This is a genomic window from Brevibacillus sp. FSL L8-0520 (assembly GCF_037963895.1).
Classification (GTDB): domain Bacteria; phylum Bacillota; class Bacilli; order Brevibacillales; family Brevibacillaceae; genus Brevibacillus; species Brevibacillus borstelensis.
In genome coordinates this window covers 1,968,695-1,991,196 of sequence record NZ_CP150171.1, presented here as the reverse complement: position 1 = coordinate 1,991,196, position 22,502 = coordinate 1,968,695, and the positions used below count along the sequence as shown (strand labels likewise).

The window sequence follows — 22,502 nt, the reverse complement described above, 5'->3', positions numbered from 1 at the left end:
ATTCTCTCGTACCGCTATGGTACCATGTCCGCGGCGTCCATGCCATTTTTGAAGTGCAGCGGGAACCTGTAGTAATCATTGGCCGATTTGACCCGGAATCCGCAAGACTCATAGAGAGACAGGGCATTGCTGTTTTCCGTGGCTACCTCCAGGATCATTTTGGGAAAGCCCTCGTCAGACAACAGGGCAATTGTTTTTGCCAACGCTTCTTTACCATACCCTTTTCGCTGATGATCAGGGTGAACGGCAAACCCGTAGATAAAGGCATGCTTCGGCTGACGGGAAACGCTAATCCTGCCAATCGGCTCGTTTTGGTCATGCGTGATCAAATAATTGGTCTGGGCAGGGTCTTGTCCCATATGCTCGAACATCTCTCTGGCGAGTGTCTCCTCCAACTGAAACCCTGCCATGCTAAGTTGAATCAAAATCTCCTTATCGTCTGGGGTTGAAGCCCTGAGCTGAATTCGCCCATCCTGTTTCGGCAATTCTTCGCCTGACTCCTCCCGCTCCATCCAATACTCGGAATACTCATACCGCGCAGCCACTTTCTCCATATACCCTTTTCCTGTTTTGGACCCGCGCTGGACAATAAACAACAGCTCTGGAATTTTGCGCAACCGGCATTCTTCTTCCATCAGCCGCTGCAAATGCCGGAATATCCCCTTTCCCCGGTAATCGGGGTGCACCATGCCGGTTGCCTCCGCTTCTCCCTGATGGAAAACGTGCAGCCCTCCGTATCCGACGAGCTTCCCGCGGTCATAGCAAAAAAAATCGTTGGTGTCGGTACCCGGACGCTTTTCCAGCATGTCGAAATTCAGCTTCAGATTGATCTGTTCGAAGCCATTGCAGACTGCTGCCAATCCCCGGATATGGTCCAATTCCTCGGCTGTCGGTTTTGCTTTGGTGACATATGTAAAGGCTGTCATTCATACTCTCCCTTTCGTTCCTAAAAATAGTGGCGCCGCAGCTCCTGCACGACCTCCTCCAGATTGTTTCCCACCTGAGGAATGCCATAGCCGACATAGAGCGGCGAAGCGACAAAGCGCGGGACAACCTTGACGATTATCTGCCCGTCCCATTGGTAAAAAAACAAATTGTAGCTTTGGCAGATGCGGTTTACGTGATGAAGGATCCAATGTGTCAAAATTTGGATATAGTCCGCCATCCTGTTTAAGCTTCCCGACTCAGACAAAATCACATTGTATTCAAAAAATCCCGCGCGCGGCTTCGTCGAGAGATTGCACGTAACCCCCGCATCCCGATCGATGACAATCCCCTCGAAATGCTCTCCCTCCACATCTTTCAGGTAATCGTAATGTTTCAACCCGACGATTTGCATATGCGGGTGGCGGATGCTCCCCCCGGAATAAGGGCCATGGTTTTTAAAAAACAGTACAGAGCGATAGGAGCCGCTCTCCGTCATCTCCAGCCATTTTTCCACGCCAAATGCAAACAGGTCATACAGGTGGTCCTTTTCATAGACGGACAGTTCGCTGTCACATTGACTCGTCTCGATCACCAGCGTTTGAGTGGCATCCTGCAAAACCGGGTATTTGTTTTTTAGCCAGATCATTTCTCCTCTTTGCTCCAGAATACCGTCCAGCTCATCCGGAAAGCAGAAGGGACAAGCCGCCTGCCGGTTCCTGATGTTCTCCGGCTTTTGTCGGCCGATGTGCATATCAAAATGCAGATGCGTCTGCGACATTTACTCGGGTCCTCCTTCAACGATTTGTCCTTCCTGAACAATTCCCTATCGAAAAAGTTCATTCCTTCTTTGCCGGACACTTGCTTTCGCTTTACAAAAGTAATTAACTTACTGTACTCTATACGTATTCCATGTGATGAATGCCGCGTATTCAACACATAGTATGAAAAGGCAAGGACCACAGGAGGTAAATCATGATCGACATACGCAAGGCATCCACGCGCTATTCCAGCAACCACGGTTGGCTGCAAAGCAATTTCAGCTTTTCATTTGCCGAATTCTACGATCCTGACAATATGGGCTTTGGCCCGCTTCGCGTTTTTAACGACGATTTCGTGCAGCCTGAAAGAGGCTTCGGACTACATCCCCATCGTGAAATGGAGATCGTTTCTGTCGTTTTAAAAGGGGCTTTGGTTCATCAGGACAGCACAGGCACCCGTGAAGTGATTCGACCGGGAGAAGTACAGCGAATGAGTGCCGGTACAGGAATCATTCACTCGGAGATGAACCCCTCTAGCAGTGAGGAAGTCAACTTTCTACAGCTCTGGTTTGAGCCGGCTGAATACGGCTTGACCCCTTCGTATGAACAGATTGCATACGACCAGGATAAGCTGAAAAATCAGCTCTTGCCCGTCGTCTCTCCTGAAGGCGGACCAAACACTGCCCGGATTCATCAGGATTTGACCATGTACCTGTCCAAGCTGGAGGCAGGCCAGTCGATTCCATTCCAACAAAAAAACGGACGTCGCATTTACGTTTTCGTCATCGAAGGACAACTGCAACTAAACGAAGAGGCCACGCTCCAGAAGCGAGATCCAGCCAGACTAACCGAGACGCCCAAGCTTTCACTCACAGCACCTGCGGATACTTTCTTTATGCTCATTGATTTGCCGTAGCCGAACCAGCTTGCAATCTCATTCAGGGAGCAACCCCTTCAAAACAGAAAAAAGGATCACTTTCCCTCAAAAATGGGTGCAGTGATCTTTTTTTATCTCATTTTAATCCGTTACACTTACGGAAGTGACTTCGAAAAAGGAGTTGGCCGTTCATGGAGAAAGCGCAGTTCATGGAAAAATCGTTTTACTACCCGGTCAGTTGGCTCGAAGCCCAGCAGTATAAATATCAACTGGATCAAGAGGGGATTCCCTACTCGATACAGTCCCCGCTTGACCTTCCTGTGCTCGAGGAGGGCAAACTGGCAATTGTCTTTCCCTCCATTCCTCTGCGGGTTTACGTTTGGGTACGCTCATTGTTTTACCGGGATGGTCTCCGCTATCCAGACTTTTCGTGAAGGCATGGTTTGAGCATCCATACAGAAGCGTGACAGCCCGCCTTGATTTTTTTATGATAGTGGTATGCAGTAAAGGTGGTGAATCCTTTGAAAAGTATAAAACCCGGCCGCGGCCCTTCCGCCATGGGGGCAGCTGGAAGCATTTTCGCCGTAATCTTCGGTATATTTTGGACCATCATGGCATTTGTCATCACGCAGGACTCCCCTTTTCCCGTAGTGGGCATAATCTTCCCTGCCTTTGGCCTTTTATTTATCGGGATGGGAATCGCACAAGCCGTCTACCATTACAAAAACGCGACAGGCAAAGAGCGAATGTCCTTGTTTGACATTACGGATTCCAGAGAAGAAGGCGACCCGTTACACCGCCATTTCAGCTCTACATCCTCTGTATCGGAGCAGAATACTGGACGATTTTGCCCCTACTGCGGAGAACCAGTCGAAGCCGAGTACCGCTTTTGTCCCAAATGCGGGAAAAGCATGCCTTCCTCCGGTTAATCTTTAGCCCTCTTCCTGATTCCCGAATAACCCCTCTTCCTTCTTGTCATTCTAAGGAAGAAGGAGGGAGCATCCATGGATTCTCACAAGACCCGTCCGGAAGTGGAGCCATCCGTCGCTCCGGGAATGAACACACATGATCAGTTGGAAGAAAAAGCATCTGAGCAGGATGTAAACAGCGGCGACTCTACCACTGTTACCCGTCTCTTCCTCGACCGAACACCGGATGAATAGATGCGATATATGCTGGAATGCGACATGTTCGCCCATCAGATTTCGCTTCGCGATCTGCTGTGCTATAATGGATGCGGCGAAGTCTTGGCTCCCTCACGCAGGGAGCTATTTTTTTGAGGAATGGATGGTTTCCTCTCTTTTACAAAACAATTATAATGTAACGGATAACCTGTCTTCTTCGTCCTATAGTGACAACAGATTTTTCAACGACACAACTGGAGGGTAAGCATGAAGAAACTTCTGTCAATCCTACTGATAGCCGTGTTGCTGCAAGGCTGCACTTCTTCCAAAGAGACGCCTTCGACTGGCACACCGGCGCAACCCCCTGCCACAGAACAACCGGCACAGCAGCCTTCTGACTCCGTTCAACCGGAAACGCCGCAGCCTGGCACTTCGACTCAGCCAACAGACGATCAAGATAAAAATGACGAGACGTACAAAAACGATATTTTTCAAGTGGCCTCTGTAGAAAAAACGGGCGAAGACACCTTTACGATAAAAGGCAAGGCTCGCGTGTTCGAAGGCAACTTTCAATATGTAGTAGAGGATGGTCACAACGAGCTGACCAAAGGAAACGTCCAAACCTCGGCAGGGGCTCCTGAATGGGGAGATTTCGAATTCACAGTCAAGGTAAAGAAAGACCAGCCCAATTCGACCTTGACTCTGGTTTTGTTTGAATCCAGCCCCAAGGACGGGAGCCGGAGAATGGAATTGCCCATTGCCCTGCCCTAAAGAAGTGACCGGATACGGTATGATCTGACCCAATGAAACCCGCCGCGAAATCAACGGCGGGTTTTCGCTTACGTTTATCTATTTTTCCCGCTCACCGTGAAACCGTGTCCCTCACGGAAACCGTTGTGTTTTTCCGCGAAACGGCAACTTAATAGTTGCTCCCCTCTCCGGCATATACTAGCGTTGAGGAGTGTGATGATGTTGGAAAACAAATCCGTCTACTACGTAACCAGTTGGGATGATGCCGCTGTCTATACACGGGCGCTGGAAGCCATGAATATTCCGCACGCTGTGGAATCTCCCGGCAGCCCGCTCGATCTCAGTGAAGGCCAGCTGGCGATTGTCTTGCCACATTTGCCTGCCAGGACCCATTCCAAGGTTCGCGAGCTGTTCCAGGGCGAGGGCGAGAGGTATCCGGATTAAGAAGATGACTGGTGTACTCATCGCCGCGGGCATCATCGGCTCATTTCTTTTGTCCGGTTATTTCATGACCAAATGGGAAAACGAGGTGTTCCCGGGCAATCAAGACACACAAGCAGACAACGAAGAAAAGTCCGTCAAATGACAGAAAGCATGGTCACATACGAGACTGCTTCGGACCGAAGTCCTTGCAGACGGCATGCGGACCATGCTTTCCTGTTTCTTGATATTGGCGCAGCTTTGCTACTTGCATTCGCTTCTCTTGCTGCGGTCAGGAAGCCGCGCTTTTTTCGGCGGAGGTGAGATACACATTCTTGCCAGCCCCCAAGCCGACCAGGAATAGCAAGAAGGCTACGATGAGCAGCAGGAAGAGCGGCATCGTCCAGCCTTGTGTCACGTCATGGATAAAGCCAAAAAGAGTCGGGCCGAGCGCAGCCAGCAGGTACCCGACCGATTGGGCCATCCCGGACAGCTCAGCCGCTTCGGCCGCACTGCGTGTACGCAGCGAGAAAAACATGACTGCCAAGCTGAAGCTGCAGCCGCCAGCGATACCGATCAGAATAATCCAGAGCGGCATGAGCACCGTATTTCCAGCCAGCAAACCCGCGTACCCTATGAACATGCATCCTGTCGTAATGGCTACGAGCAGACGCTGATTGGATACTCTCCCTGCAAGCACCGGCATCAGGAAGCTGCCAGGCAGACTGGCGAATTGCATCAGGAACAGCATCCACCCCGCAGCAGAAGGACTTACACCTTGATCCTGAAGAATCTGCGGAATCCATGCTATCCCCACATAAAACACCAAGGACTGCAGCCCCATAAACAGTGTCACTTTCCACGCAAGCGGAGATTTCCAAATTGCCCCTGCAGTCGAACCCGCTCTAACCGAAACTGCCGTTTGTGCGTTTTTGCGCAGCTGTGGCACCCATACGGCCAATGCGATAAAAGCCAAAATGGCCCAGCAGATGAGCGAGCCTTGCCACCCGAACGAAAGACCGTGAGCAATCGGGATGCTCACCCCCGAAGCGATGGCAGCGAACAAATTCATCGCCATGGAGTAAGCACCGGTCATCACTCCTACCTTTTGCGGAAAATCCCGCTTGATCAAGCTTGGGATCAGCACATTGCCGAGAGCGATAGCCAAGCCGAGCAAGGCGGTCCCGATAAAAAGCAGCCAGACCGACTGGAGGGAGCGGAGAACGATTCCTGTCAGCAGGACAAGCAGGCTGTACATAATCGTCTGTTCCATCCCGAACCGCCGCGATATTTTCGGGGCGAGCGGTGAAAGCAGGGCAAACGCGAGCAGCGGCAGGGTGGTCAGCAGACCGGCGACTGTATTGCTAATGCCGGTATGATCGCGTATCTCCCCAATGATAGGACCGACAGCCGTTATCGGTGCCCGCAGATTGGTGGCAACAAGTATAATCCCGAAGGCGAGCAGCCATATGCCGGCCCGTGCTCCTTCACGGGATAAAGCTTGATCTGTATTCATTTTGCATCTCCCCGTTCTTGATCCTCGAAAGCCTGCTGCGCTGCTTCAATATGAGCCCGGACAGCGAGTATTGCCTCTTCCGGTCTGCCCGCGACAATCGCATCTATCAGCTCTCTGTGGATTTTTTTATGCAGGGCGAGTCGCTTGGACGCAGCCGAGAAAACCACTTTGTCTACCGTCTCTCCAATGGACTGCTGGATCGACTCAGTCATGTGCTCATAAAGCTCCAACAGGATGCTGTTGTGCGCTGCTTTTACGATAGACATGTGAAGCTGCACGTCTGCTTCAATATAGGTCTGGGCGTTATCGGCTACCTCGCTTGCTGTCAACCAGGTCTTCATGGCTTCCACGTCTTCCGGCGTTCTCCTGAGCGCAGCAAGGCGGGCGGCATCCTGCTCCAGTGCAGAACGCACCTCCAGCGTTTCTGTCAAGGCAGAGCGCTGAAACCGACGCTGCAGAGCAGCACCCAGTTCACTGGAAGAGCAAACATAGGTGCCGTCTCCCTGTCTTGTTTCCAGCATACCTGTATGCACCAAGGCCCTGACGGCTTCCCGTACCGTGTTGCGGCTGACCCCCAACTGATTGACCAGCTCCGGCTCTGGCGGAATTCGCGTGCCAACCGGCCAGTCCCCTGACTGGATCAGGGAATAGATCTGTGCTACAACCTGCTCCACCAGTGTCATTCTCCCTGCCTGTTTTAATTTCATAATTCTCACTCACCACCAAACGTAGGATGATTGGATGTTTTTGATTATAACATAGGCGAATGGTGTGTCAACCCATCAACTCTTTTGAAAATAGGATTATAGACCCTTGCTCCCGTTATTAAAGATGGGCTTTTTTAAAATTTTTTACAAAAGTTACAGGAAAACAGTAAAAAAGACCTACCCTTCTGACGATAAAGGTAGTAGACGCTTTTTCATTTTTCACCTGACCAATGATTGGTCAGGCTTTTTTTCTGTTCCAATCGAGTAGGAGGGGGCGACTAACCCCCGTCCTCTCACACCACCGTACGTACCGTTCGGTATACGGCGGTTCACCAAGCTTGACGAATTTGAGAATATCGTTGCACTAAGCTTTTCAGCCCTTGTTGTTGCCAGTAGGCAATGCCGAGGGCTTTGTGTATATGCGGAGATTTTGTGGTACGCCATGCACCCTTGCGGGTATTTGCAATTTCAATGGCTTTTACGTGAGATATGCCAAGAGAACGAAGTTCTCGCAGCCTGTAGACAAAGTTCCGTAAGGAACAGGGTCTGCAGGCTTTTTTGTTGAATATAGAACATGTTACGTTTTCAAAAGTTATTTTTTAGAGGTGGCATTATGCTTAATAAGCAAGAGGCCGAAGGGCGTTATCAGATATCTGCATTCTCGCTAGATGAGTTGGTGCCAGAAGATCATCTCGTAAGAAAAATTGAAAATGCAATCGACTTTTCGTTCATCTATGACTTGGTGGAAAGCCTCTACTGTCATGACAATGGCAGACCCAGTGTTGACCCTGTAGTCTTAGTTAAAATTGCTTTCATCCAATATATTTTTGGAATTCGTTCCATGCGACAAACGATTAAAGAGATCGAAACCAATGTTGCCTATCGGTGGTTTATTGGCTATGATTTCAGTCAGCCCATTCCCCATTTCACGACCCTAGGCAAGAACTATGTTCGCCGTTTTCGGGATACTCAACTCTTCGAGTCGATCTTCCTTCGAATATTGGAGGAGGCGGTTCATCATGGATTCGTGAAGCCTGATGTGCTTTTCATTGATGCTACGCATGTAAAAGCCAGTGCGAATAAGCATAAATACGTGAAAGAAATCGTTGAAGAACAAGCGAAGAAATATCAAGAGCTGCTGGACGAAGAAATCAATCAGGATCGTATTGCACATGGAAAGAAGCCCCTTGAAAAAAAGACAGAAACTTCGAAGAAGGAGGTGAAAGTCAGCACAACTGACCCGGATTGCGGATTGTTTGTAAAAGGGGAAAAGGAACGTGTATTTGCTTATAGTTTTCATACAGCATGTGATCGAAATGGATTTGTGCTTGGTGCCAAGGTAACGCCAGGCAATGTGCATGACAGTCAGGTTTTTGAGGATGTTTTGAATCAAGTGCGAAAGACGTTTGCACAGCCTCAAGCTGTGGCAGTGGACTCGGGATACAAGACGCCTTACATCAGTAAAACACTCCTTGATGACCAGATTCGCCCCGTTATGCCCTACACAAGACCACGCACCAAAGAAGGTTTTTTTAAAAAGCACGAATATGTGTATGATGAATATTTCGACTGCTACATCTGCCCGAACGAGCAAATCTTAACATATGAGACAACAAACAAGGATGGGTACCGTATCTATCGATCAAATTCTCAAGTTTGCCGAAGTTGTCCGTTCTTGAAACAATGCACGGAAAGTAAAGACTACACAAAGAGAGTGAGTCGCCACATCTGGGCTGATTACCTCGAAGAGGTAGACCACCTCCGGCATACCGAGGAAAACAAACAAATCTATAGCAAACGGAAAGAAACGATTGAACGTGTATTCGCTGATATGAAGGAAAAGCATGGCATGCGTTGGACGACCTTACGAGGACTGGAGAAGGTCACGATGCAGGCGATGCTTGTTTTCGCTGCCATGAACTTGAAAAAAATGGCGACCTGGCTATGGAAATCAGGTCGCCAAAAGGTGAACGATCAAAACACCTTCGGTATTTTCATCAAATTATTAAACAAACTCCCTCTGCTGTTCGTTCAGCGAGGGAGTTTGTCTGCAACCTGAGAGAACGAAGTTCTCGATATCTGGTTCTCACGCGTTTCCACTGCATCCACAAACAAAGACGGAGCCTGCGCCTTGTCCATTCCTCAATGGATTGTAGAATGCCCTTCGCGTCTGCAAGGGCGAAATATCCAATCCAGCCCATGAGGTACTGATTTATTCTTTCAATCCGCTTCTCCATCGAGATGCTCCACACCGGATTCGTGATCGTGCGGATTTTCTCTTTTAGCTTGAGGAGGGATTTGGGGTGGATGCGAATCCTTGTCTGTTTTGCAAAGGTAAAACTAAAGCCCAAGAATTTTCGTTTCCATGGTCGGTCTATCGCGCTTTTCTCCTCATTTACTTTTAGCCTTAGTACCTTCTCCAAGTGGTTTTGAATACTCTTCTTTACTCGTTCCCCTGCCCGTTTTGTTTTCACGTAGATATTACAATCGTCTGCGTAGCGGCAGAAACGGTGGCCTCTCTTTTCGAGTTCCTTGTCCAAATCATCAAGTAGGATATTTGCCAAAAGTGGGCTTAACGGCCCACCTTGCGGTGTTCCTTCACTTGATGTTGTACAGACGCCATTTATCATGATCCCCGCATTCAAGTAGGAACGAATCAGTCTTAAAATTCTCTTGTCCTGAACTTTTCGAGCCACACGGCTCATTAGAATATCATGATTTACGCGATCAAAGAATTTCTCTAGATCGATGTCCACCACGAAACGATATCCTTCGGAGATATACGCTTGCGCTTTCCTTACTGCCATGTGAGCGCTACGTTTTGGACGGAACCCATAGCTAGATTCCGAGAAGGTGGGGTCGAAGATCGGCGTTAACACTTGGAGGATGGCCTGCTGAATAAAGCGGTCTACCACGGTGGGAATGCCTAATAACCTTACACCACCGTCAGGTTTCGGGATTTCGACTCTGCGAACAGGTGAAGGTCTATAGGTTCCCCTTTCCATCTTCTCGCGGATGGCTTGCCAGTGTTCACGTAGATAATCGCGTAGTTGTTCGGTTGAAACACCATCGACTCCACCGACACCTTTGTTTTCCTCCACTCGTTGGAGTGCCATCCGTAAGTTTTCCCGTGATAAGACTTTTTCCAGCAAATCCATAATGATGTTCCTTCCTTCGCACATGCGGACTCCGTGCTTGCTGTACGATACTCAGCCCTCTTTTGTACCCTCGGGGCTTCACCCCTGCTCTTCAAAAGTAGTTCCTTGACAGAATTCTGCTTCGACGTACCGTATCAAAAGACATGGATCGCATGCTGACTTGATGTTCGGCCCTTCCCCATTCAAGCGTCCTCTACTCGGGTACTATGGCCTCTGCTGACTTCTGCATGTTCAGCGTCTCCTTACGGAGACGGTTACCAACAGTTGAAGGCGTTTCATGCAGACCTCCCCAGGTAAGAACGATAACTTTCATCCCATGTACCTGCCCAAGTTTACTACTGTATCCCTTGGCTGTATGGGGCTTTGTCTTGTTTGGCAGACTCGCCCGGATACAACAGCCTCAAATTGGGTTCGTGTACCTCAGGTCGGGATTTTGCCGCCGGCTTCCTTCAGATTCGACCTCGCGGTCGACACCCTTGCCTTGAGCTAACGGTTGGTACAGCCAACCCCCGTTCGGGACTTTCACCCTATAGCTATCGCCCATGCTGGGCGCACCAAAAAATCCCCCGTCCATGCATTCGTCCGGGGGCCTATACCTATTCCTTTTAGCTCCTGCTACAAACCAATTCGCGGTTATATCATGCACTCGTTTTCTGATATCACCAAAGGGATTCCGTTCTCCCCAAAAATACGTACTACGCGGATATATTGATGTACAGGGAGGTCCGGGAACATAAATGCAATTTCGCCGCTCGGAAAAGACGTGACGATGTGCGGGATGGAATCGGGTATCTTGGCCAGCTCGCGCCGAAAAGCAGCGGCCTTTCTCCACGGTACTTTAAAATAGAAGGAAGGACGAATCACGGGCAAACACGCTCCTTATTTGTTTCATTTCTGTATCGGAGAGTGCCGGGGCATCGAATATATGAAAAAAGCTGCGATATCGAGCTATAGGCATGATAATTTTGACGGGACTTTTGTATTACTTTTGCTCTCTGTTTCATTCATGAATAGCTTCTTACACCAATGCTCTGTATCTTCCGTTTACTTTGCAATACCTACAAAATGAGACTCCTCTTTTCCGTTGCGGACCAATTCACAAACGATCGCACTATGATTGGACAAAATTTTCCATGCCAGTAGCAACTCATTTTCGTTTGTCCTGTTGTGGCATTTTTTACATGCCGATCAACCCTTCGATCAGAGGCCAAATTAACACTATTTGCGTTTCCCTGCAAACGAAATAGAAAAAGCCCCTTCCATTTGCCCGTAAAAGACAATGAAAGAGGCGATTATGTATCGGATAAAAACGTCGATATGGCGAGCATTTGATGAAAAATGATGCCCCCACGCGGAATCGAACCACGAACTGATCATTACGAGTGATCTGTTATACCGTTTAACTATAGGGGCAGGTTCAAGACAGTTTCTCTTTTTCTGCCTGGTAAAATAATACCCAGCCGTTTTACAAAAATTATTCTAGTAAAAAGAAGGCTAAAAATCAAGAGGAAATTTTAATGTTTCCACTCGATTTCAGCCTTCCGCAAAACGTCGCCAATCGGCGCATCTTGTATCAACAGATCGGCAATACCGTCGAGATGGGTAGCATCCCGATTGATAATGACCAGCTTCGCCCCTCTTGCTTTCGCCTGCTCTGGAAACCAGTTGGCCGGACTTACGGCAAGCGATGAGCCCAGTACAAGGAACAGGTCTGCCCGCTCTGTCCATTCCACCGCTTGTGCAAAGGCGGCTTCCGGAAGCGATTCTCCAAACAGCACGACAGAAGGACGCAAAAACCCGCCGCACTCGCACGCAGTCCCCCCCTGATCCAAATAGCGGGCAGACTCGTATTTGTTTGTACAGCGCATGCAGGTAAGCGTGGCTAGTGTCCCGTGGAGCTCCGCAACACGCCGGCTGCCGGCACGCTGATGAAAGCCGTCCACATTTTGCGTAATGATCCCCTTGATCTGTCCCCGCCGTTCCCATTCGGCCAAAATCACATGCCCCTGGTGAGGCTTACACGACAGAAGCCCTTCCACTCTCATCCGGTAAAAGGAGACAAATTCCTCCCGATTGTTGCGAAGAGCATCTGTGCTGGCGAGTCTTGCCGGGTCTTTTCCCTGCCACCATCCCGTCCGTGCAGAACGGAAATCAGGCAGTCCGCTTTCCGTTGACATCCCGGCTCCCGTGAAAACGATGGCGTGGCGGGCATCCTTGAGCAGCTTGTTCAATTCGTCCAAAGCCTTCCCCTCCTCTCACGAATGCATACAATTGTTCATATTTTATAGGAAGTCAACGACAAAGTACACGGGGAGGAGCAGTCAAGATGAACATCTATCTCGTCTCAGACATCCACGGTCAGTATCAAGCGCTTCGCGAAGCCTTGCAGCGGGTTTCCTTTTCCCCGGAACGCCAAGACAGCCTCTACGTAATCGGAGACATGGTCGACCGCGGCCCCCAATCAAAAGAGGTACTGGAGTATTTGCTCAGTCTGAAGAATGCTTATCCGGAGCAGATTTTCTTGCTCAAGGGAAATCATGAGCAGATGTTCGAGGACTGGCTGAAGGGGAATATGGATCCCACTTTGTATTTGCTGATGAATGGCGGAGATGCCACCGTGCGCTCGTTTTTGGGGCGACAGGCATTGCGCCGCGCCTTTCTTGGCGAAGTCCCCCCCGTCGAAACGCAAAACGCAGCTCGCGAAGATATTCTTGCCCGTTACACGTACTTGCTCCCCACTCTCGAATCGCTGCCTCTCTACCAAATGCTGCCTGCCAATGAATCCACCGGAGGGCAGCCGCCGCTGCTCGTGCACGCAGGCATTCGGCCGGGCATCCCCCTTTCCAAACAACGTCCCGAGGACCTCCTCTGGATTCGAGAGCCGTTCTACGATCATTACAGGGGAGAAGAAATGGTTATCTTCGGTCACACGCCCGTCCCCAGGCTTCCCGGGTATACCGGACAGGGCCCTTGGCACCACGGGAACCTGATCGGCATCGACGGCGGAGCGGCGTCCCCGCAAGGCGGCATTCTCCTCGTCAACTGGCCTTCCCTCCGGTATGTTTATGTTCCGCTCAGAGGTCTGCAATCGGCTCCCCGGGTACGCCTCACTTAACGAATGATCGGCGGGGGAGTTGCCGAGAGCAGACCCGCCAATATCAAGGCCGCCAAGACAATGATGAGCTCAAGGCGCAGCGTCCAGGACAGCTTCTTCGCCAAGCGGAGAGCGTCTTTTTCCTGCAATCCGGAAAGCACGGTCAGTCTGGGCATTACCCGTCCGCGATGGAATGCGGCGATGAGTAGCGCAAGCAAAAACGCGCCGATCTTGGCGGTCAGGATGAGCCCGTACGAAGTGGTCGCCAGCTGCTGGAGCTGTGAGAAGCGGAGCAGCCCGAGGACAATGCCTGTCCCGGAAATGACTGCGACCGAATACAGTGCCAGCTGGGCGAATTGGCTCATCAATTTGTGCATGGCAATCAGCCCATCGGGATTCATGGCGAGCCGGAATGACAATACCGTCAATCCAGACAAGCCCCCCATCCAGATGACTGCCGCCGCCATATGGAGAACGTCAGAGGTCATCGAAGCAAATCTCTCCTGTCCTGCCATGGCGTGACCCGTCAATGGGAACGTGCAAAACAGGGCGATGACTGCTATCGTACTTCCCCACCGGAAATGAGCCGTATAGCGCACTGCCAGAAGAAGCAGGAAGCAGAGCAGGGGCCGAATCCATCCGATCGTGCCTGTCATCGTTTCACGAAGCAGCGTCAGCATGTTTTCCCCAAAGCCTCCCGGCAAGCGAAGCATGTCAGCCAAAAGGCAGATTCTTACGGCACCGCTCACCGCAAAAAAGAGCATGGCCAGCCAGATGATCAGCTTGACCTTTCTGCTGTGGAGCCACTTGGTGTCGATGGCCCGGACAAACCCTTCCCACCTGGAGAGAAACACCAAAATGCCTAAGCCTCCCGCAACAAGCACATCTGCCATCCGCAGCCATCTGTTCCATGCCTCATGAGCCTCGTGGTTATGGTCTTCCGGGGAGGCAAACTTGTCGGCGACAATTTCTACGCCGCTTTCCCCTTTTGTAACCTGGGCATCCGAGGAGCCATTTCCTTTTCCAACGGTTACGGAAGGCTGCTGTCCGTTATTTGCCTGAACCCCCGAAATGGACACCGATGGGGCTTGACCGGCTTCGTCGGCGGGAGATGTCTGTTCCGCTTTTACGGAGTTTTTATCCGCTTCCGCTGAAGAGGACTGCCCTGCTGTACCCGGGGCTGCAAGCTCTGAAGATCCTGTATTTTGCGATTGCCTGGCATCTTGGCTGTCAACGGGAGCTTTTTTCACTTCTTGTTGCGGGCTGGCAGCCTTTGGATCGGCGTAAGGAGCGGCCTTCTCTTCACTTTTTGAGCCTTTTGTTTTTTCCGTCGCTGCCGAAGCGTTCTCGTTTTGTTTAGCCGGTCCGTTTTTTGACTGATTCAAAGCTTCCTGTTCCTGTGCCGGAAGAGCAGTGGGCGGCGGAACAGCAGCTTCAGTCGTCTCGTCCCCGTCCAGGGAGACCGTATCAGCCGGACGATGTTTGGGCAGCGGTACTCCTACAGCGAATCGGAACGAGCCTTCCGTAACATGAGTATCTACCGACAACACTTGCCATTCCACACGGTATATACCGTTTTTCAAGGAAGAGACCGGCATCACGAGCGTCTTTTTTCCCTCTGCCCGAAACGTACCCGGTACGACCTCTCCCTGCTCTGTTTTCAAAACGAGCGAGCTCACATTTGCATTGATTTCCTCCGTGAAGGATATCCGTATCTCCTTCGGCGAGGTTTGCAGCTCTGACTCCTGCTGTGGCGAGGATTGATCCACATTGGCATGAGCGTACACAAATGACGGAACACTGCACACCATGCATACACACAGACAGAAGTAAAGGAGCCATCTTTTCATACGTTGTTCCCCTTTCCATTTGCCAAGCCCTTTCGCCGCCGAGAAATAGCTTCCGGCAGAGAAGACGACTAGAAAGCCGCCGAAAAACTTTCGACGGCTTTTTCCGATTGGCTATCGCTGCTTATTTCTTCGAGATGACAATCGCTTCCGGCAAAGTGCCGATCGGTGCCAATACTTCGACTGTCGCTCCTGCTTCCATTGCGGCTTTCCGCAAATCCACCTGGCCGGTTCCCTGATAAGCAGGATTCAAAGCCGTTTTCACGAATGTAGCTGGTACAGTCGTCTTCCCGTCAGCCGATGTCAGCCCGGACACGTCAGTCAGCTTGCCGTTGATATAGACGAGCGGCTGCGCACCCTTCGCCTTTTGCGCCGGGAGGGAAAACTTCCCGTTCTGGACGGAAAAGGTCATGGTTGCCTCGTAATTGGTTGTATCGTATTGACCTGCCACTTTTTCATCGGTAGCCGGTTTCGCCCGGAGCAGATAATAGTCAGCCGGGCCAGTCGTAAAGGCAATCGTGCCATTTGCATCTGTCTTGTAGATGGCCGCATCACTGGTGCTGCGGCGGATCAGGGTAATTTCCGAGTTTGCAAGCGGCTTCCCTTTTAGCAGCAGTTGAACAGACACCTTCTGATCAGGTGTAACCGCTGCCGGGTTGAACTGCGGCACCAGCTCCGCCCGATCCAGGCTGACCGGACGGCTGAAGCCCTTCAGCTCTTTTACTCTTTCCAAAGAAGGGATATCGCTGACGGCGACGAAGGATTTAGCACTGCGCAATGTCCGGCTGGAGACCTCGGCATTTTGAAAGAGACTGTCTCCTTCCACGGACACGATGTATGCACCCGGGGTGGAAGCGGAAAAAGAAGCTACGTAATAGTTGTTTTTCCCCGGCTCTGTCACTTCTTTCTCTTCTCCCGTATAAAAGAGAGTCGTGGTAATATCTGCTTTGCTTCCATTCGGAGAGGTAACGTATACTTTGGTAGAATCGGTACTCCACTTGCCCTCAATGCGATAGCTGCCATGATGGTTGGAGTGGTTTCCGAACAGCAACTCTACGTACGAAACCTCGCCAGCCGAGACAATCGGTGTATTGGTTTGCGACCAGCCGTCATGTGCCGATGCCGGTACAGCGAGCAGGCACGCCAAAGCGAGAGCAGGAATAAGCGTCATTCGTTTTTTCATGGTTGAGTTCCTCCCGATCGATTGTTTTTCCTTTGATATCCAGTCTCAGTATATGGCTCGTCCGCTGGATTGAGTATGACTCAACAGGGCTATCTTTGAGGGGCCAGGGTTGAACGATATGTGAACGTGGGTGAAAACAGGCAAGTTCAAACAGCGTTCACAAGTTGTTACTTAACATAAGTTACTTCCTTTATGTAATTATGGTAAGATAATGGGCGAGGTGTTGATATGAGACGAGAGAGTATAGTGGAGCAAGCGCTCTTTGCAGCCTGGGTGGTTTCCCTGGTCGCAACCGGGGGCAGCTTGTTCTTCTCGGAAGTGCTGAAGTACATTCCGTGCGAACTGTGCTGGTACCAACGAATTTTTATGTATCCGCTGGTCCTTTTGCTCGGGATCGCTTCCGCAAAAAAAGATTACGGAATTGCGCGATATGCCCTGCCTCTGTCTATTATCGGGGGAGCCATTTCACTCTATCACTATCTGGTACAGAAGGTCCCCGCTCTGCATGAGCTCGGCAACGCGTGCGGAATCATCCCGTGCAACACGGACTACATCAACTGGCTAGGCTTTATCACCATTCCGTTCCTGGCGCTCATCGCTTTTCTTTTGATTACCGTACTGCTTATTTTCATTCGTACCAATGGGAAGGAGAAGTAAAGCATGAAAAAGATCATTATCCTATCCGTCATCGCTGCTGTATTTCTGATCGGAGCCGTCGTGTATTCGGATATGGCCAACAAGCAAGCTGCAGAAGGAAATCCTTTCGGCAAAACAAATCTGAATCCGGCTACGATCGCTCAATTGGATGACCCCAATTACGGAAATCAAATTCTCCCTGACGAATTGAAAGCAAAGCTGGAAGGGAAAGAAGAGCTGTTCATTTACTACTACAGTCCGACTTGCGAACACTGCCAGCGAACGACACCCGTCCTGGTTCCGGTTGCCGATGAGCTGAAAGTGGATGTCAAGAAGCACAACCTGCTCGAATTTGCATCCAGCTGGGATGCGTTTGCCATTGAGTACACCCCTACTCTCGTCCACTACAAAGATGGAAAAGAAGTATCTCGTCTGGTCGGCGAACAGACAGCCGATGAATTGAAACAATGGTTTCAGGAACAGAAAAAATGACTTGCAGCCTCCCAATTTACGGGAGGCTTTCCTGTTCTCGCATAAAAAAGGTGGCGTTTATGTGAACACTCTTGTAAATCAACAGGGAAATAGCCCGTTTGAGTCATCTTTTTCTCCCCCTTTTTGCCTATAATGTTGTGGGAGCAGGAAAAGACTTTTCACACCGCCGGGCAGGATACTTGCCCCAGCGAAAAGAAACCGTCCGCTTTTTGATGCAATTTGACAAAAGCAGGGGTTTCTCGTAATTGTGATGACAGAAAGTGAGGATGTACAAGTGAAACGACATATATGGACAGTGATTGCCTCGCTCGCCCTGATCGTGGGCGCGGGCTGCAGCAAAGAAGAGAATGCCCTCCCCTCTGGGTCTCCTATTGAGGTAGCCTTGACGATTGAGCCGCAGGAGGTCGTAGCCAATGAAGCGGTAACCTTCTCGATAAAAGTGACCCAAGACGGTGCTCCTGTCGACGATGCCAGGGAAACGGAATTCGAAATCTGGAAGGATGGACAGGAACAGCACGAAACCATCCCGGCGACACTCCAAAAAGAAGGAGTTTACACCGCCCAAAAAACGTTTGCCGAGCCAGGAGCATACAACGTGATGTACCACGTGACAGCCCGCGATTTTCACAATATGCAAACACAGACCTTTACGGTAAAAGGCGCCGCTGATCAAGCTGACGGCTCTCATGCAGCGCACGAGCACGATCAGGCTTCCCAGCCGGAACATTCGGCTGCGCATGAACACGGCAGCTCTCACGGGTCAGAGGAACACCATCACGGTGCCGTTGTCAATATGCACTTTCAGCCGGCTGAGTCAATCAAAGCAAATGAAGCTGCTTCCTTGACGGTTCATGTGCAAAAGGACAACCAGGCTTTGACGGAAGCTGCGGTCAAATTTGAAATCTGGCGCGAAGGCGAAGAGAAGCACCAGTATGTGGATGCCAGCGAAAAACAGCCTGGCGAATACACGACGGCAAACGCCGCTTTCCCTGCTTCGGGTACGTACACCGTCAAGGTGCATGTGGAAAAGGGAGAGATCCATGACCATAAGGAATTCTCGGTAACCGTACAATAAGCCTTGCCATTCGAATGTTTGCGACAAGCCCCGCCCACTAGTATGAGCGGGGTTTTTTACGGCTTGGGCAGCCCGGCCGCTTTTCCGTTTTCTCAATATTTTTACATATCCACAGAAACTTTCATCTTGCAGAAATGTCCATGGACTGATATAAGAATCGAGTAGAGAGAAGTTGGGAGAGGATACGATGAAAAAGAACAAACGATCATTTTTGCTTGCACTCGCCTGTTTTGGCATGTTGAACGGACTGGTACCTTCTGCCGAAGCCGCGACAGTTCCGTCCGCCCCCACGATATTGCTGGATGGGTATCCGCTGACCTTTGCCGCTGAACCCAGACTTGTTGAGGGCAGAACCATGGTTCCCTTCCGTGTAATCGCGCAAGCGTTGGGAATTGACGTACAGTGGGACGGCAAAACGCGAACGATTACGGCGGACAAGGACGGGAAGCACATACAAATGCAGCTGGATAATCCGCAGGTTATGGTGAACGGCGTGGCCACGCAGCTCCCCGTCGCCCCCTTTGAGCAAAACGGGCACACCTTGATCCCCCTGCAGTTTTTCAGCACGCAATTCGGTGCGCAAGTAAACTGGGAGCCTGCCACACGGACCGTTTCGATTGCTTCACCGCGCCAGAAGCTGCATACCACGGCGTTTTACGCGATTTCATCTTATTCGCAGCGGCAGTATATCCCGGCGTTTGATGCAGTCGCGTTTGGTTGGGCCCGGATCGACGGCAATGCTCAGCTTACCCTTGAGGGGAAGGATTTTTATTGGCCGAAGCCGGCAAATGACATCACTCCCGAGAAGATCATCGAAGCCACCAAAGAACAAGGGACGGCTCCCTCTCTCATGGTGTTTGCCACAGACGGCACCGGAGAGCTGACGCGCCTGCTGTCTGAACCCGGTCTGCGTGAGCGTGCGATAGCTGAAATTGTCTCGCTTGCCAAGGAAAAAGGGTTTGCCGGTGTGTCACTAGACTTCGAAGGTCTTGGACTGAGCGGCGATATCGCATTGGCCCGCCAGCAATTTACCGAGTTCGTTCAGTTGTTGGCGAAACCTTTGCATGAGTCAGGCATTTTGCTTTCGCTCGTACTTCATCCCCTCAACAGCTCCTATCAGGGGTATGACTACGCCTCTCTTGGCAAGGTGGCCGATGAGCTCGTATTGATGGCCTACGCGTACGAGGACGAAAAGCGTCCCGAGCCGATGGGTAAAGTAAATGAAGCAATCACGATGGCACTGGCACACGTGCCAAAGGAAAAGCTGCTGCTCGGAATTTCAGCAGCCAGCGAAGACGAGCAGTCAATTGACAGCAAGGTCGGTCTGGCCAAACGCCATGGATTGAAGGGCATCGCTCTATGGCGCCTCGGACTCATCACCGAGGCCGAAAAGGCTCGCTTGGCGCAATCCATCGAAATGAAAGAAGCTGCTCCAGCCTTTCTTCAATAATCCCATGACGATAGCAACGCGAGCTCCATAGACTCATTGGAATCCCCCGTATCCGCCAAGGACACCGGGGGATATTTTGTTGTTTCTGCTTTTTCAAGGAGCCTGTGCCAACTGGAAACGATGTTGTTTTTTTCTAGGATTTAGGTAAAATGAAAGTATGGTCCCCTGCACATGGAGCAAGGGGCCACCTTTTATTATATGGGGGGATTATGCATGAAAATGAGGCGAACACCGTGGCGACTCGCAGACTTTGCTGACCGTTGGTTCATTCCAATACGAACAGGAGATGAATACGATGAACCGTAGTACCCTGCCTAATTCCATGCACCGCCGTTTGGTGGAGCAGTTGGTTTTCTTTGACGAACAACGCATTCCTTTTTTAGATCTTCATTTTGCCGGTAAACACAACGAACGCCAAAAAGCCAATCAGTGGCTGGACCAATATGTTTCTACTGTGGAAACACTGCTGAAGGAAACGAAAGATCAAGAGACTTCCCTATTGCCCAAAGTGGTGATCGGATCGCAAGTTGCTTTGCAATACGTGGATGACGGGTTGGAAGAGTCCCTGACGATCTGCTTTCCGGAACATACTGACCCCGATCTGGGACGAATCTCGTTCCTATCGCCTATAGGTCGACAACTGCTGATGAATCCTGTCAATGAGCCGGTCCGTCTGGAAATGCCCATGGGGACGCAGGAGGTCATTGTCCGCTCGATTCGTTTTGTCGACTGGTAACGTTGAAAATAACAGCAATCCCTTTTCCGTACTGTGCGATTGCCTTCACAATACACGACAGAACCGCGGCCACCCGACAGGGAAGGACCGCGGTTTATGGTTTTCCCCTAAAAAAAGAGCCGCTTTCGCAGCGGCTCTCATGTTCTCATTTTAAAAGCAAGTAAAGGATACAATCCGATTTAAAGCTAAGCCGAAGTATTGCCATGTGAAGCCGTTCCATCGATAGCCTGCAACTGTGGTGCGGCTGACGAAAACGGGATAAAACCAGAACGACCGGCCGTTGCGCAGCCAGACGAACGTAAAGCGGAACAAGCATCCTCGGAACGATCCGCGGTCTACGCGGAACTGCTGCCCGAAGGAACGAGGAGCGCTCGGTATCCTGCTAGGCGGCGGTACAGATGGCGGGGGCGGGAAGCCTCCGGGAGGGAATGCGCTGCTTCCAGGCGGCTGACTGCTGCTGCCGGGGGGAAAACCACCACTGCCAGGGGGAAACGGAAAACTCATGATCGTTACACCTCCTACAAGTTTCCCTATATAGAAATGCAGAAAAAGGCAGAAAGGCATGCGCGAATGCCGCTGGTCAATCATCCATTTTTCCGCGACTGCCGTCTGGCTCATGTCCTTGCTTTCTGTTTTAAGGGGAAATAAAAAGAGCGGTTGCACTGCAACCGCCCTGGTGATGGCTATTTCGGATGTTCATTTGATGCTTGCTCTGACTTACTCGACGTGCGATTAATACGGACGCCCGCCCATGATAAAGCGGTATTCCCAGTGGGTATCAGAAAAGTTGGTTATTTTCACACCGCCCGATTCTTTGGAAAACGTTTGCAACAGCTTGTCATCTCCCATGTAGATGCCTACGTGGGTAATGCTTTGCTTGAGGGGATCGACTCCTTTGTAATCCGACTCTTTCCAGCCGCGATAGCTCATGAAAAAGACGAGATCCCCTTTCTTCAACTGTTTCATGTCATAGGTATAGTGACCGTGCTGCTTCACATAATTCGCTTGCGAACGGGCACCGCCTCGTCCCATGTCGATTCCCAGACCATCCCGGTACGCCCACATCGTAAATTCTGAGCAGTCCATCGTATCTTTATTGGAGCGGGTAGAGCCGTATTGATACGGTGTCCCCAAATATTTTTTTCCAGCCTCGATCACCTTGTCTCCTTTGGACTCGGCATCATTGTTCACTGGTGGTTTCGCAGGGGCTGGATTACTTGTGCCTGTCCCATCCGTCAAAAAGGAACGCACCCCAACCAGTTTGCCTGTATAGGCGGACAGACGTTTTTCCACGACCTCGTCTTCGCCTTGCGAGGAATAGATGAACCGGTCATTCCCGACATAGATCCCCATAAAATTGGGATTGCCGGTCCCCTTGCTGGAGAAAAACAGCAGGTCGCCCGCTTTTACCTGATCCTTGCTCACTGTTTTTCCGGAACGATACAATTCAGCGATGGTGTCCTCAATGGTTACGCCTACTTTTCCAAATATGTACGTGGCCAAACCTGCAGAACCGAACTGAGTCGGGCCTTCCGCTCCATATTTGTAATCCTTTCCCAAAAGCGATTGGGCCAAGGCCGCTACCTGCTCCGCTTTGCCGGAAAGTTGCGAATCATCAGACGCTTCGGCTGCTTGTCCATTTTCTGCGAACATCAGCAGGGATGTACCAAGCATGACGGCAACCGTAGACTTCTGTATCCAATCTCGTTTCGTCACTCGCATTCTCCTCCTAGCTGTGTTTTCCCAACAGAT

Annotated in this window: 24 protein-coding genes and 1 tRNA gene; 14 read left to right on the top strand and 11 right to left on the bottom strand. The window is 50.7% G+C overall.

The features are described from left to right. Positions 1-14 precede the first annotated feature (14 nt). Both NSQ24_RS09890 and NSQ24_RS09885 read right to left on the bottom strand, forming a co-directional pair. A complete protein-coding gene (locus NSQ24_RS09890) occupies positions 15-926 on the bottom strand; it encodes a GNAT family N-acetyltransferase (protein ID WP_327969900.1) in 912 nt (303 codons plus the stop codon). A gap of 20 nt (positions 927-946) precedes the next feature. After that, positions 947-1,705, bottom strand: a complete 759-nt coding sequence (locus NSQ24_RS09885; protein ID WP_024983698.1) for a DUF4931 domain-containing protein — start codon at positions 1,703-1,705, stop codon at positions 947-949. Between the two features lie 194 nt (positions 1,706-1,899). Between NSQ24_RS09885 and NSQ24_RS09880 the strand changes: the two genes are divergently transcribed. The 7 genes from NSQ24_RS09880 to NSQ24_RS09850 all read left to right on the top strand — a co-directional run bounded on the left by NSQ24_RS09880 (position 1,900) and on the right by NSQ24_RS09850 (position 5,022). After that, positions 1,900-2,601, top strand: coding sequence for a pirin family protein (locus tag NSQ24_RS09880; RefSeq protein WP_339167715.1), 702 nt, complete (start codon positions 1,900-1,902; stop codon positions 2,599-2,601). A gap of 170 nt (positions 2,602-2,771) precedes the next feature. Then, entirely contained in the window at positions 2,772-2,996 is a 225-nt protein-coding gene (locus NSQ24_RS09875; RefSeq protein ID WP_024983697.1) for a hypothetical protein, read from the top strand. 87 nt (positions 2,997-3,083) lie between these two features. Further along, positions 3,084-3,491 (top strand): zinc ribbon domain-containing protein, encoded by a 408-nt coding sequence (locus NSQ24_RS09870; protein WP_003390787.1) that lies wholly within the window; start codon positions 3,084-3,086, stop codon positions 3,489-3,491. A gap of 75 nt (positions 3,492-3,566) precedes the next feature. After that, positions 3,567-3,725 (top strand): hypothetical protein, encoded by a 159-nt coding sequence (locus NSQ24_RS09865; RefSeq protein ID WP_339167713.1) that lies wholly within the window; start codon positions 3,567-3,569, stop codon positions 3,723-3,725. Positions 3,726-3,953: 228 nt separating this feature from the next. After that, complete coding sequence (locus NSQ24_RS09860) at positions 3,954-4,457, top strand: Gmad2 immunoglobulin-like domain-containing protein (protein ID WP_003390791.1); 504 nt, start codon at positions 3,954-3,956, stop codon at positions 4,455-4,457. A 198-nt stretch (positions 4,458-4,655) separates the two neighbouring features. Then, complete coding sequence (locus NSQ24_RS09855; RefSeq protein ID WP_003390793.1) at positions 4,656-4,880, top strand: hypothetical protein; 225 nt, start codon at positions 4,656-4,658, stop codon at positions 4,878-4,880. 4 nt (positions 4,881-4,884) lie between these two features. After that, positions 4,885-5,022 carry a hypothetical protein gene (locus tag NSQ24_RS09850; protein ID WP_161785207.1) on the top strand — a complete coding sequence of 46 codons (138 nt, stop codon included), beginning with the start codon at positions 4,885-4,887 and terminating at the stop codon, positions 5,020-5,022. Between the two features lie 126 nt (positions 5,023-5,148). Here the strand turns inward: NSQ24_RS09850 and NSQ24_RS09845 are convergent, their stop codons facing one another. Together NSQ24_RS09845 and NSQ24_RS09840 are read right to left on the bottom strand one after the other, a co-directional pair. Then, entirely contained in the window at positions 5,149-6,372 is a 1,224-nt protein-coding gene (locus NSQ24_RS09845; RefSeq protein WP_339167711.1) for an MFS transporter, read from the bottom strand. Beyond that, entirely contained in the window at positions 6,369-7,079 is a 711-nt protein-coding gene (locus NSQ24_RS09840; protein WP_024983694.1) for a FadR/GntR family transcriptional regulator, read from the bottom strand. The genes NSQ24_RS09845 and NSQ24_RS09840 overlap by 4 nt, the downstream gene beginning before the upstream one ends. Positions 7,080-7,692: 613 nt before the next feature. On the opposite strand from NSQ24_RS09840, the gene NSQ24_RS09835 reads away from it, so the two are divergent. Further along, positions 7,693-9,138 (top strand): IS1182 family transposase, encoded by a 1,446-nt coding sequence (locus tag NSQ24_RS09835; RefSeq protein ID WP_024985259.1) that lies wholly within the window; start codon positions 7,693-7,695, stop codon positions 9,136-9,138. Here the strand turns inward: NSQ24_RS09835 and ltrA are convergent. From ltrA to NSQ24_RS09820, 3 genes are all read right to left on the bottom strand, one after another. Continuing rightward, the gene (ltrA, locus tag NSQ24_RS09830; protein WP_338463474.1) at positions 9,077-10,237 is read right to left on the bottom strand and encodes a group II intron reverse transcriptase/maturase; all 1,161 of its coding nucleotides are present in this window, start codon (positions 10,235-10,237) and stop codon (positions 9,077-9,079) included. The two genes, NSQ24_RS09835 and ltrA, sit on opposite strands and share 62 nt — an antisense overlap. Before the next feature lie 1,342 nt (positions 10,238-11,579). Next, a tRNA-Thr gene (locus tag NSQ24_RS09825) sits at positions 11,580-11,650 on the bottom strand. A gap of 101 nt (positions 11,651-11,751) precedes the next feature. Then, complete coding sequence (locus tag NSQ24_RS09820; protein ID WP_003390802.1) at positions 11,752-12,477, bottom strand: NAD-dependent deacylase; 726 nt, start codon at positions 12,475-12,477, stop codon at positions 11,752-11,754. 86 nt (positions 12,478-12,563) lie between these two features. On the opposite strand from NSQ24_RS09820, the gene NSQ24_RS09815 reads away from it, so the two are divergent. Then, positions 12,564-13,352: a metallophosphoesterase family protein gene (locus NSQ24_RS09815; RefSeq protein WP_003390805.1), complete on the top strand. Its 789-nt coding sequence runs from the start codon at positions 12,564-12,566 to the stop codon at positions 13,350-13,352. Here the strand turns inward: NSQ24_RS09815 and NSQ24_RS09810 are convergent. Beyond that, the gene (locus NSQ24_RS09810; RefSeq protein WP_243014395.1) at positions 13,349-15,181 is read right to left on the bottom strand and encodes a copper resistance protein CopC; all 1,833 of its coding nucleotides are present in this window, start codon (positions 15,179-15,181) and stop codon (positions 13,349-13,351) included. The genes NSQ24_RS09815 and NSQ24_RS09810 overlap by 4 nt on opposite strands. A 121-nt stretch (positions 15,182-15,302) precedes the next feature. Continuing rightward, a complete protein-coding gene (locus NSQ24_RS09805) occupies positions 15,303-16,361 on the bottom strand; it encodes a DUF4198 domain-containing protein (protein WP_339167709.1) in 1,059 nt (352 codons plus the stop codon). Between the two features lie 228 nt (positions 16,362-16,589). Here NSQ24_RS09805 and NSQ24_RS09800 point away from each other — a divergent pair, with 228 nt between their 5' ends. The 5 genes from NSQ24_RS09800 (at position 16,590) to NSQ24_RS09780 (ending at position 20,750) form a co-directional block, all read left to right on the top strand. Continuing rightward, positions 16,590-17,018 carry a disulfide oxidoreductase gene (locus NSQ24_RS09800; protein WP_024985450.1) on the top strand — a complete coding sequence of 143 codons (429 nt, stop codon included), beginning with the start codon at positions 16,590-16,592 and terminating at the stop codon, positions 17,016-17,018. Positions 17,019-17,021: 3 nt separating this feature from the next. After that, complete coding sequence (locus NSQ24_RS09795; RefSeq protein WP_003390813.1) at positions 17,022-17,489, top strand: thioredoxin family protein; 468 nt, start codon at positions 17,022-17,024, stop codon at positions 17,487-17,489. A gap of 274 nt (positions 17,490-17,763) precedes the next feature. After that, the gene (locus tag NSQ24_RS09790) at positions 17,764-18,564 is read left to right on the top strand and encodes a FixH family protein (RefSeq protein ID WP_024985451.1); all 801 of its coding nucleotides are present in this window, start codon (positions 17,764-17,766) and stop codon (positions 18,562-18,564) included. Positions 18,565-18,751: 187 nt separating this feature from the next. Then, positions 18,752-20,014, top strand: coding sequence for a stalk domain-containing protein (locus NSQ24_RS09785; protein WP_338461757.1), 1,263 nt, complete (start codon positions 18,752-18,754; stop codon positions 20,012-20,014). Positions 20,015-20,309: 295 nt separating this feature from the next. After that, positions 20,310-20,750, top strand: a complete 441-nt coding sequence (locus NSQ24_RS09780) for a GreA/GreB family elongation factor (RefSeq protein WP_003390819.1) — start codon at positions 20,310-20,312, stop codon at positions 20,748-20,750. Positions 20,751-20,900: 150 nt separating this feature from the next. On the opposite strand, the gene NSQ24_RS09775 is transcribed toward NSQ24_RS09780, so the two are convergent. Then, complete coding sequence (locus NSQ24_RS09775; protein ID WP_003390822.1) at positions 20,901-21,254, bottom strand: hypothetical protein; 354 nt, start codon at positions 21,252-21,254, stop codon at positions 20,901-20,903. A gap of 228 nt (positions 21,255-21,482) precedes the next feature. Next, a complete protein-coding gene (locus tag NSQ24_RS09770) occupies positions 21,483-22,472 on the bottom strand; it encodes a C40 family peptidase (protein ID WP_243015109.1) in 990 nt (329 codons plus the stop codon). Between the last annotated feature and the right edge of the window lie 30 nt (positions 22,473-22,502).